The organism is Paenibacillus sp. FSL R10-2199 (assembly GCF_038000235.1).
Lineage (GTDB): Bacteria > Bacillota > Bacilli > Paenibacillales > Paenibacillaceae > Paenibacillus_AQ > Paenibacillus_AQ phytohabitans.
On sequence record NZ_JBBOBO010000001.1, the window covers coordinates 1,887,680 to 1,899,805 of the forward strand.

The 12,126-nt window shown below is 50.8% G+C and carries 8 protein-coding genes; 7 read left to right on the top strand and 1 reads right to left on the bottom strand.

Features of this window, described 5'->3' with window-relative positions; all coding sequences use genetic code 11:
* The first annotated feature begins 148 nt into the window (after window positions 1–148).
* The 7 genes from NYE33_RS08385 to NYE33_RS08415 all read left to right on the top strand — a co-directional run bounded on the left by NYE33_RS08385 (window position 149) and on the right by NYE33_RS08415 (window position 11,649).
* Entirely contained in the window at window positions 149–1,705 is a 1,557-nt protein-coding gene (locus NYE33_RS08385) for a response regulator transcription factor (RefSeq protein WP_341065446.1), read from the top strand.
* A gap of 175 nt (window positions 1,706–1,880) precedes the next feature.
* Window positions 1,881–3,671: a sensor histidine kinase gene (locus NYE33_RS08390; protein WP_076247005.1), complete on the top strand. Its 1,791-nt coding sequence runs from the start codon at window positions 1,881–1,883 to the stop codon at window positions 3,669–3,671.
* A 113-nt stretch (window positions 3,672–3,784) separates the two neighbouring features.
* Entirely contained in the window at window positions 3,785–4,771 is a 987-nt protein-coding gene (locus tag NYE33_RS08395) for an ABC transporter permease (RefSeq protein WP_081970288.1), read from the top strand.
* 14 nt (window positions 4,772–4,785) lie between these two features.
* Window positions 4,786–5,685, top strand: coding sequence for a carbohydrate ABC transporter permease (locus tag NYE33_RS08400; RefSeq protein WP_042140026.1), 900 nt, complete (start codon window positions 4,786–4,788; stop codon window positions 5,683–5,685).
* 189 nt (window positions 5,686–5,874) lie between these two features.
* Entirely contained in the window at window positions 5,875–7,620 is a 1,746-nt protein-coding gene (locus tag NYE33_RS08405) for an ABC transporter substrate-binding protein (RefSeq protein WP_042140025.1), read from the top strand.
* A 97-nt stretch (window positions 7,621–7,717) separates the two neighbouring features.
* The gene (locus tag NYE33_RS08410) at window positions 7,718–10,099 is read left to right on the top strand and encodes a glycoside hydrolase family 95 protein (protein ID WP_341065449.1); all 2,382 of its coding nucleotides are present in this window, start codon (window positions 7,718–7,720) and stop codon (window positions 10,097–10,099) included.
* A gap of 410 nt (window positions 10,100–10,509) precedes the next feature.
* A complete protein-coding gene (locus tag NYE33_RS08415; RefSeq protein ID WP_042140023.1) occupies window positions 10,510–11,649 on the top strand; it encodes a transglutaminase domain-containing protein in 1,140 nt (379 codons plus the stop codon).
* A 27-nt stretch (window positions 11,650–11,676) separates the two neighbouring features.
* On the opposite strand, the gene NYE33_RS08420 is transcribed toward NYE33_RS08415, so the two are convergent.
* Window positions 11,677–11,994, bottom strand: a complete 318-nt coding sequence (locus NYE33_RS08420) for a DUF3889 domain-containing protein (protein ID WP_076246998.1) — start codon at window positions 11,992–11,994, stop codon at window positions 11,677–11,679.
* Window positions 11,995–12,126: the final 132 nt, after the last annotated feature.

A 12,126-nucleotide genomic window follows, 5' to 3' on the forward strand; every position in this document is an offset into this window, starting at 1 on the left:
GGAAGTCCAAATATTCACTGTAGTTACGTCCTCGCCTAATGGGAGATCATTTGTTCATTTTATACCAGTCGTATATCCAGCACTTAATGTCTGCCATTCCTCACAGGGTGGCAGCTGTTTTCTTTTTAAATGAGGGGGTGAACCCATATTGATCAAAGTACTGATTGTAGATGATGAGCCCAAGCTAAGAGAAGGGATGCGGACGCTGATCCCCTGGGAAGAAGAGGGATACACCGTAGTGGCAACAGCGGCGAACGGATATGAAGCACTGGACAAGTTCCATGCGCTCGCGCCCGGCCTTGTGATTGCAGATATCCGCATGCCCGGGATGGACGGTCTGGAACTGATCTCCGAGCTCCGCAAAGAGAGCCCTAACTGCCATGTGCTGATTCTTAGCGGCTATGCCGACTTTGAATATGCCAAACGGGCGATTGCCTACCATATCGACGGTTATTTGCTTAAGCCGGTCGATGAGGAGGAATTGATCACCTATCTGCAGGAGCTGCGTGAGAAGATAAGCCTGGAAGAACGGATGATCGAATGGCAGTCCGGGGAGCCGGCGAAGACCACCGAAGTGCTGCTGCGCGAGCTGCTGCAGCCGAAGGAAGGCGGAGAGGCTTCCGCAGAGGCTGCGGCTCAGCTGGGGCTGGAAGGATGCAGCTGCGAAGTGATATTGCTGGAATTGAAAGGGCTTAACAAAGGGGAGGACAGCCGTGAGGAACAGGTGAAGAGCCTGATGGAGCGGCATTGGCTGGAAGAGGAAGAGCGCGGCTTATTCTTCACGCTTCCCCCGTATATGGGGATTCTTTTGAAGGAACCGCTTGCAAATGACAGTGCCCGGGAGTCGCTATGGCAGGAGCTGCATTATATTACAGCGAAGGAAGGACTGGAGTTTCAGGCCGCAGCAGGCGGTGCAGCGGGCAGCCCGGAAGAGGCATTCCTGTCGTTTGCCACAGCACGTGCCCGGCTGGACGATGCTTTTTTCGGGCAGAAGGACACGCTGCTCAGCGGGAAGCCGGATAACTGGAATGAACCCGTGAAGAGGACAGGAGAATTCGAGGAGGAGCCGGACCCGGAGCGGGATGTAGAGGTACAGCTGCTGCTTGCTGTTGAGGCCGGAAGCGGTGAGGTGGCCCGCGGGCTTATAGGGCAAATTGTCCGCCAGCTGGTTCATGCCCGGCGCGAAGAAACTTATATCAAGGATAATCTGATGCGGATTGTCAGCAGTACCATCGCCCGCCTGGAGGCAGCGAATCCGGACATCCGTGCACTGATTGCCGGTCAAGCTTCGCCTATGGGTGAAATGTACAGCAGTGCTAACCTGTATGATGTGGAGCAGCTGGTATCCGCTTATATGGAGCAAATTTCCGGGCTGATCGGCAGCGGCGGGCGCGGAGATGAAATCAAGCGGATCACGGACCTGATCCAGCGCCGCTATAATGAGAATTTGAAGCTGGGCTCGCTTTCTGAAATTTTCAACTATAATAGCGCGTATTTGGGCAAAATGTTCAAGAATCAGGTGGGAGAACACTTCAACACGTATCTGGATAAAGTCAGAATTGAGAAAGCCAAGCAGTTCCTGACCCAAGGCATGAAGGTCTATGAGGTTGCAGAGCGGGTCGGTTATATGAACTCCGATTATTTTAATGCCAAATTCCGCAAATATGTCGGAGTGTCCCCGTCGGCCTACCGCAAAGAGAATTAATATCCCGGCTGCCGGGCAGGCCCGCGAGCAGCATGGGCGGTTAGAACTGTGAACTTGCCGAACGTTCAGCGTGAGGCTTATGATATACAGGCTGTTCCCTATCTGCAGAGGATAAGGGGAGCAGCCTGTTTTCCATGGAACGGAAGGGGGAATTGTTATTAAGAAGCTGGTGCGAATGATCAATAATATGAAGCTGAAATATAAGCTGATTTTTTTCTACATTATTGTCGTCATGATACCCGTGCTGATTGTTGGTATTATTCTTACAAGCTATTTTCGAGAGGGAGCCTTGAATAGAGCAATTGATCAGGCCACCAACAACGTGGAGAAGATCAAAAGCCAATTGTCCAGCAAGCTGCGTGTTCCGACGGATATTTCTAATCTGCTCTATTTTGACGAGGAGCTTGAGCAGCTGGTCACTATGCATTACCCGGATGCATTGGCGCTTACAAAGGCTTATTTGAATTACACGGATATCCGTGTATATGTTCTGCGGTACCGGGAAATTTCTAATATCCGCTTTTTCATTGATAATCCGAGCCTGGTTGATGATATGTCGATTGCACCATTGACTCCGGAGCTGGAGTCGAGAGCCTGGTACAAGAAAGCCATGCAGTCCGGAGAGATTTACTGGATGTATATTCCCGACAAGGAGAAATATTTTAACAGCCCCAAAGGGACGATCAACAAGCTCAGCCTGATCCGTCAGGTGTACTACCGGGAATCCGGCAAATCCGGAATACTGATGGTGCAGGTTTCTCAGGATGAACTGAATCAGATGCTCTATCAGGAGCCGTTCGATACGTTAATCATCGATGAGCAGGGTTATATTGTGTCGGCCAATGATCCGCAGCTTGTAGGCAGCACAGTGGATGATTTTGACATTGGCGTTGATGTGCAATTGCAGTCCAAGGGGGTGCTCAAAACCAGGGTGAAGGACAAGGATTCTTACGTCATTATTGATGAAATGTCTCCTGAGCTGAGCAGCAGCAAGCTGAAGATCATCTCTATATTTGAAACGAAAAGCATTCTGAGCGATGCCAATAATGTCAGCAAGCTGGGCCTCCTGATCGTTATTGGTGTGCTGCTGGTTGCCCTTGTGTTTGTATACACCATCTCCCTGCTGACCACCAACCGTCTGCTGCGCCTGAGCCGCCAGCTGAATCAGGTAGCCCTTGGCAATCTGAATATCGTCTCCCGGATTGACGGGACGGATGAGATCGGCCAGCTGTCGCGGCAATTCAATTATATGGTGGCAAGTATTAACCGGCTGATCACCCAGGTTATTGAGAGCAATGAGAAGAACAGTGCACTGGAGATCGCCCAGCGGGAGATCAAATTGAAGATGATGGCGAGCCAGATCCATCCGCATTTCCTGTTCAACGCACTGGAATCGATCCGCATGAATGCGCATCTTAAGGGCGAGAAGGAGATTGCGAACATCGTCAGACTGCTCGGTAAGCTTATGCGCAAGAACCTCGAAGTAGGCCGCGAACGGGCGCCGATCAAGGAAGAAGTAGAGATGATCCGCTCTTATCTGGAGATCCAGAAATTCCGGTATGAGGACAGGCTGGAGTATGAGATTAAATTTGACCCTAGAGCAGCTGAAATCATGATCCCGCCGCTCATTATCCAGCCGCTTGTAGAGAATTCCGTAGTCCACGGGCTGGAGAATAAGCAAGGTACCGTTCATGTCAATGTCAGTATAACGCTGGATGAGAACCAGGAGGTTCAGGTGCTTGTGACAGATGACGGCATCGGCATGAAGGAGGAAAGACTGTCCGAGATCGTGGATGTGATTAGCAAAGTGGAGGAAGAGGAACGGGGACGGATCGGCCTGCGCAATGTTCATCAGAGACTGACTCTATATTACGGAGAGGAGCATGGTCTGAGGATTACAAGCCGATCAGGTGAAGGTACCGAGATAGCGTTTTCTATTCCCGTTGAAAGCGAGTTCAAGTCTTAAGCAGCGCGGCCTGGGAGAATCTCTAATTTAGACAGGATTTTACGTGAAATCTGTTGGGTATTCTCTCCCGGGGTGCTGCGGTAAGATAAGACTATAAAAACGAAGGGGGAATAATGATCGTGAAAGCGCTCACTGAAAACGGTGTTACAGCAAATGAAAGCGTAACCCCCCGCCCACCTGCGAAACGGAATAGTGGATTTTGGAAAAGCGTACTGCAGCAAAAGTACTTATATCTGATGTCTCTTCCATTCGTGATCTGGGTATTTATTTTCAGCTATGTACCCATATGGGGATGGTTGATGGCATTCCAAAATTATAAGCCGGCTAAGACATTCGGCGAACAGAAGTGGGTCGGACTGGATAACTTCAAGGAGTTGTTCCATGACGAACGTTTCTATCTCGTATTAAGAAATACCCTGTCCATGAGCGTCCTCGGGCTGATCTTTGGCTTCGTGGTTCCCATTACGTTTGCTATCATGCTCAATGAGCTGCGGGGGAGTATTTTCAAGAGAACGGTTCAAACGGTATCTTATCTGCCTCACTTTGTCTCCTGGGTCGTTGTAGGCGGGATTGTCTACAAGACACTCGCGATCGACGGAGGAATCGTGAACGATTTGCTGATGTGGTTACATATCACTGATGAGCCGATCCAATTCATGGCCCAAGGCAAATATTTCTGGGGAATTTTGACTGCATCCGATATATGGAAAGAAACAGGCTGGGGTGCAATCATCTATTTGGCAGCGATTACAGGGATCGATAAAGAGCTGTACGAAGCGGCAAAAGTGGATGGTGCGGGAAGAATTAAGCAGGCATTCAATATTACTTTGCCGGGTATCCGTTCAACCGTTATGGTGCTGCTCATTATGAACATCGGCCATCTGATCGGTATCGGCTTCGAGAAACAGTTCCAGCTGCAGAACAACCTGGTCACCGATTATTCGGAAGTGCTGGATTTGTATGCGCTTAAGTATGGTATTCAGATCATGCGGTTCTCTTATGGTACTGCAATAAGCATGTTCACCTCCGTAGTCAGTGTAATTCTGCTGTTCACGGCTAACGGTCTGATGAAGAAATTCACTAAAGAAAGCATTATGTAAGGAGGGGACCATAAATGGGTGGCAAAGCATTTCAAATGACAAAAGGTGAGCGTGCATTCGACATCTTTCTGTACACTGCACTTACATTAATCATGATTGTGACGTTGTATCCCTTCCTGAACGTACTGGCGATTTCTTTCAATGAATCTACAGATACCGTTCGGGGCGGCATCTATATCTTCCCGAGAGCCTGGACGCTTGAGAATTACCAGCGGATCTTCAGCTATACCGGTCTGATTCAGGGCTTCAAGATCTCCATTCTGCGTACCCTTTCAGGTACACTTCTGGGTCTGATCAGTGCTTCCATGCTGGCCTTTACTCTCAGCCGTCCGGAATTCAGAGCGAGAAAATTCATCTCGACTTTCCTGGCCCTGACGATGTATTTCTCCGGCGGTATGGTGCCTATGTACATTCTGATGAAAGATTTGAATCTGATCGGAACGTTCTGGATTTACATCCTTCCGGGTATGGTTTCCGCATTTAACGTCTTCATTATCCGTTCCTTTATGGACGGGCTGCCATTTGCTCTTCAGGAATCCGCCAAGCTGGACGGGGCGAATGACTTTATGATTTTCTATAAGATCATCCTTCCGCTCTGTAAACCGGTACTGGCAACCATCGCGCTGTTCCTGGCCGTTGGCCAATGGAATGAATGGTTCACAACGTATCTGTATAACGGTAACAAGCCGCACTTGACTACATTGCAGTATGAGCTGATGAAGGTATTGTCGTCTACCAATCAGGGCAGCGGCATGGTGAATGCGAACGATATGGCGCGGCAGATGGCGCAGATTTCACCAGAATCGATCAAGATGGCGATTACGATTGTCGTAACTGTACCTATTCTGGTTGTATACCCGTTCCTGCAAAAGTACTTCGTAGGCGGTATGACGCTGGGTGCAGTTAAAGCGTAAGCCTGACAATAGATTGAAATGGAACAGCTGCCTGGTTCAGTGCAGGATCAGGCGGCTATCCAATCTCAGGGTTATTGTTAAATAGTGGAATTTATATTTATAGTAGTTTTGCAAGCGTTCACAATGGTATATTCAGGTCTATCCTGATATGCATAGATGAAACATACTAATTTACAAGGGGGATATACAATGAATCGCAAGAGTACCAAAACAATCTTTACACTCATGCTTATGAGCTCTATGCTGATCGCCGGTTGTGGAGGCAATAACAATAATGCGGCCAACAACACGACATCTAACAACACAGGAAACACACCTGCAGCGACTAATGCAGCAGCAGATGATACCGCATTAGATACTTCTCCGTTCACGATCTCTTTCTTCGGCGGTGACGCCAGTCCGAACTGGAACAAAATGCAGGATGAAGTCGGTAAAGCCATTACTGAAAAAACAGGTGTTACTATTGACGCTGAATTTGATGTAGGCAGCGGCGGCGGCGACCAAAAAATCCCGATGATGGCTGCCAGCGGCGACGTACCTGATCTGATCTTCGCCAAAGGAAACTTGAGCACCCTGGTGGATGCCGGCCTGATTATTGATATGACGGAACTGATTGATAAATATGCTCCGAACCTCAAGAAGGTCTATGGCGAAAACATGGGCCGTCTGAAATACAGCCTGGATGACCAAGCGATCTATCAGATTCCTACGAATATGGGTGTCGGCCAACAAGCCTTCGACGCTACAGGCGGATTTGAAATTCAACACCGCGTATTGAAGGAACTGGGCTATCCTGAAGTGAAGACACTGGCAGATTATGAGAAAGTGCTTAAGGATTATGTGGCTCTGCATCCGGAAACCGATGGCCAGCCTACCATTCCGCTGACGCTGAACGCTGATGACTGGAAAATCATGATCACCGTTACAAACCCGGCTTTCACTACAACAGGTGCACCGGATGATGGCGAGTATTATGTAGATCCTGAAACCTATGAAGCACAGCTGCACTACAAACGTCCGGCAGAAAAAGAGTATTTCCGCTGGTTGAACGGAATGTACGCTCAAGGCCTGCTTGATAAGGATACCTTCGTACAAAAAGACGATCAATACAAAGCTAAAGTTGCCAGCGGCCGTGTACTCGGTCTGATCTCCCAGGAATGGGAATACTCCGATGGTGAGAATGCTCTGAAGGCAGCCGGTAAAGACGAGTATACTTACGGTCACTTCCCTGTAACCCTGTCTGATGAGTATAAAGATCATTCCTTCATGCAGACAGGTATCGACGGCTATGGTCTTGCGATCACTACCGCAGCTAAAGACCCTGTCCGGATCATCAAATGGCTGGACTGGATGTCTTCCGATGAAGGTCAGATTCTGAGAACCTGGGGTATTGAAGGCACGCACTACACTGTAAATGCAGATGGTAAACGCGAAGTTCTTCCGGAAATCAGCGATGGTCTAGCTAACGATACCGCAAACACCCAGAAGAAAACCGGGATTGGCCAGTACCTTATCTTCGGTGCACGTTATGGTGATGGTGTGAAGGATTCCACTGGCAACTACTACACTACAAGCTTCCCTGAACAGATCGTAGCTTCTTACTCCGATGCTGAGAAGGAATCACTTGCAGGTTACAAGGCTACTACATGGAAAGATCTGTTCCCTAAAGAAGATGAATTCCCGATCAAAGAAACAGGAGCCCTGTACAACCTGCCGGTTCCTACTGACGGTCAATATCAGGTAATCTTCAAGAAGACACAGGATATCATCCGCAAACGTATTCCTGAAGCCATCCTGTCGAAACCTGCAGACTTCGATAAAGTGTATGATGCCTTCCTGGCAGAGCTGGATAAAGCCGGCGCTCAGGATATGGAAAAAGAATTCACAGAGCTCGTGAAAAAGAGAGTAACCCTGTGGACAGGTAAAACGTTCTAATCAATAATGGGATGTAGGTCATTCCATACAGCGAAGGCCCGACTTAGGTCAGGGCCTTTTGCCGTACTCAGATATTATTACGGAGGGCGAGAAGCGAATGGATAACAACAGGCATCACCCGTGGAAATTAAAGTACGGCCAGCCGGCGGCAGTCTGGGAAGAAGCGCTGCCGCTTGGTAACGGGCATATGGGCGCTATGGTGTTTGGCGGTACCGCCAAAGAGCAGATTCAGCTGAATGAAGATACCCTGTGGTCCGGATTTCCGCGGGACACGAACAACTATGAAGCCCTGCGGTATCTGAAGAAGGTACGGGAGCTGGTATCCTCCGGCAAATATGGTGAAGCTGAGGATGTGGTCAACGCGCATATGCTTGGGGTAAATGCACAGGCGTATATGCCGCTGGGTGACCTGTTGCTGGAGCAGGCTGGCGTAGAGAACTGCACGGCTTATGAACGGGAGCTTGATCTGGACAGCGGGATTGCCAGAGTTACTTATCAGAATGAGCAGGGGGCTTTTACCCGTGAAGTATTTATCAGTGCTCCTGACAAGGTGGGTGTCGTTCACCTCACAAGTGCGGTGCCGGGCGGACTTCATCTAGAGCTTGCTCTCAGCAGCCAGCTGAAGCATACGGTCAGTTCTGAAACTGAGCAACAACTGGTGCTCCATGGCCGCTGTCCGTCGCATATTGCTGACAACTATCATCAGGATCATCCCGTGGCCGTTCGCTATGAGGAGGGTCTCGGGATTGCCTTCGAGCTGCACCTGCAGGTACAGGTAACCGGGGGAGGAAGCATCCATCATTCGGATGGCAAGCTTGTCATATCCGGCGCTGATCGTGTACTTCTGCTGCTTGCGGCCGGCACGGACTATGAAGAGGTGCGGTCCAGAGCAAGCCATAAGAAAGCCGGGGCGGCTCAGGATTCCGCAGTTATTGTCAGCCCTGCGGATTTGTGTGCAAGCAGGCTGACCGCAGCTGCCGGCAAGTCCTATGAGGAGCTGCGGAGACGGCATACAGAAGATCATCAGGCGGTATTCCGCCGCATGGATCTGGATCTGGGCGGTCATGAAGCGGACAATCTGCCGACCGATGAACGTCTGGCTGCCTATAAGAACGGCCAGGAGGACCCGGCGCTGGAGGCGCTGCTGTTCCAATACGGGCGCTATCTGCTGATGGGCAGCTCGCGTGCCGGAACACAGGCCGCCAATCTGCAGGGCATCTGGAATAATCATGTACAGCCGCCATGGAACAGCAATTATACGACCAATATTAATACGCAGATGAATTACTGGCTGGCAGAGGTCTGTAATCTCAGTGAATTTCATGAGCCGTTAATTGAGCTGATCAAGGAGCTCAGTGAGACCGGGGCCAGAACGGCTGCAATTCATTACGGGGCACGCGGCTGGGTAGCTCATCACAATGTCGATCTGTGGAAGGCGTCTAACCCCTCAGGCGGAGATGCCAGCTGGGCGTTCTGGCCGATGGGCGGCGTCTGGTTGTCCCGGCATTTGTGGGAGCATTACGAATTCACGCCGGATGCCGTTTATCTCGAAGAGACGGCTTATCCGTTAATGAAGGGAGCGGCGCTCTTCTGCCTGGACTGGCTGGTGGAAGGGGCGGACGGCAAGCTGGTAACCAGCCCGTCTACTTCACCGGAGAACCGGTTTGTAACAGAAGATGGCAGAGCCAGCAGCATATCCATGGGCTCGGCCATGGATATGAGCCTGATCAATGAGTTGATGCAGCACTGCCTGCAGGCTGCACGGATTCTCGGCGTGGACCCGGAGTTCCAGGCTGAATTGGAGAAGACGCTCTCCCGTCTGTCACCGCTCAAGATTGCTGAGGACGGGCGGCTGCAGGAGTGGATCTATGACTTCACTGAATCCGAGCCTGGACACCGTCATGTCTCGCACTTGTACAGCCTTTATCCTGGCAACCGGATCAACAAACGGGACACACCGGAGCTGCTGGAGGCGAGCCGTTTATCGCTTCAGAAGCGGATCGCTTCCGGCGGCGGGCATACCGGCTGGAGCTGCGCTTGGCTGATTAATCTGTATGCCCGGCTGGAGGATGGTGATTCGGCTTATGGCTTTGTCCGTACGCTGTTAACCCGTTCGGTCTATCCGAATCTGTTCGACGCGCATCCGCCGTTTCAGATTGACGGTAATTTCGGCGCTGCCGCGGGTATTGCGGAAATGCTGCTGCAGAGTCATCTGGGTGAGCTTACGCTGCTTCCGGCGCTGCCCCGAGCCTGGAAGAACGGCCGGATTAGCGGCCTGAAGGCACGCGGCGGCTATGTGGTTGACATGGACTGGCAGGATGGACTGCTGGTATCCGCCCGGATCGCAGCGAAGTATGATGGACTGCTACGTCTAAGCTATGCGCAGGAGCTGAAGCTGCAGCTTCCTGACGGCAGCACGCAGGTGGTAGAACCTGCGATTGAGGTTAAAGCCGGTGTGACTTATCTTGTGACGCTGTAGGCTGTAGGTTGTAAGCAGTGAACGTGAACGCTTAAGTGTAGCATAGATAAGCGCAGCCGAAGCCGCTGCTTCCCGGAGATGGACCGGGATGCAGCGGCTTTTTTAATGATCTATTTTCGCGTGCCCGCATACCTCCTGAGCATTCTGCCTGCCCCAGCACTCCGCCTGTCCCAGCACTCCACCGCCTGCCCATCACCCATCCGCCCACCAGTGCTTGTCCTGATAATATTTATGGGGTGGATACTTATGCGCCGGGTGTGCCGGGCCGATAATAATGAATATAACAGGTATCTCAGGTTCAGGTTCAAAGGTTTCTAGGGTTGGAGTTGTATACAGGGGATTTCCGGCATTTACTATAGAGTAAACGGCTAATCATCCATTATATAGATTGCAGGAGGCACTTGAAGGCTATGGGGAAGAGACGTATATCGCTGATGAAGACCGTGATTTGCGGCATGCTGGTTTTTGCTGCTATCCCGCCCGCAACATACTGGGGGTATGAGCATGCCTATGCTGCTGCTGATTCTGTGGTGCTGCGTTCTGTCAATGAGATGACACAGAAGCTGACCGGGGCGATGAGCAACCGCAGAGAGACAATTACCTTCACTTATCAGGGCAAGACAAATAAGCTGAAGAGCCAGGTGCAGACGGCAATCGATCAGGCGATGGGGAGCGATCCGTATCTCTATTATATTATTGACAGCTATGCGTTTTCTTACCGGGGGAGCACACGCTCTGCCAACGTGACGATTCAGGTGGAGTACCGGGAGACGCTGCAGCAGACAGCATATGTTAACAAGCAGGTGAAGACCATTCTGCAGGAATTAATTACACCGGGGATGAGCAGCCATCAGAAGGTCAAAGTCATCCACGACTGGGTGGTGCTGCATTTGCAATATGATAATTCATACCGTAAATATACGGCGTATGAGGGACTTCAGACGGGCAGTGCGGTATGTCAGGGGTATTCCCTGCTGACCTATAAGCTGCTGCTGGGAGCGGGTATACCGAATAGGATTGTGGAGGGTACTGCGAGGCCCGAGGGGGGCGTTGCCCAGTCGCATGCCTGGAATCTCGTGCAGCTGGACGGACTCTGGTATCATCTCGACACGACCTGGGATGATCCGGAGCCTAGTCCGGAGGGTGGAATCAGTACCGTATATTACATGAGAACGGATGCCCAGATGCGCCGTGACCACAGCTGGACCAAGACATATCCGGCCGCTTCAACCGGTTATGCCGAGACACTGTCACAGCTGGTCAGCCGGGGCGGACAGGGGACAGACGGATACAAGAAGCTGCAGGAGGTTCTGGATTACAGGCTGTATGAGGAGGATCAAGTGATCGCTTCGGCGGCAGACTTGAAGAAGCTTGCGCAGCAGGCGGCGGATTCAGGCCAACTCTCACTGCTGTTCCGTTACCGGGGCAGTGAGAAGCTGCTGAGGCAGGACCTGCAGGTCCTCTATGAGATAGGGCTGAATAATTTGGCATTCAACAGTTCACCTTTTGACAATACAGGGGATCTTAAGGTGTATGTGACCTGGAAATAAGAGTATTGAAAGGGATACAGTATAGCTTTATCGCCATTGATCCGTCTCCGAGAAAAGAATGGTTTGCAGCTGATCGTTCGACGGGTCGAAGCGGACCATGACGAATATGCCAAATTCCCGGCCGGCTTTGCTCCGGATCCACAGCTTGAATTTCTCCTCCGCAAGCGTTGGCTTTATTTGAGTTCGGCCTACATGCTTATAATCGATAACCTCGGCATTGTATTTCTGCTGTGCAGCTTTCACAGCTACGACACCCCATTTGGCATACTCAGGAGCGGCTGAACTCACCGGGCTGTTAAGGGTGAAGATAAGCGCCAGCAGAGCGGTGATCCAAATTTTTTTCATGGCAGTCTCCTTAGATTGTAGATTGTGAATATGTATTAGCTTGCCCCCAAAATAAAAAATTACATCAGGACAGCAAACAAACAGGGATGTCTGCCGCGCCGATAGGCTGCGGGACATCCCTGTTTGTTGTAA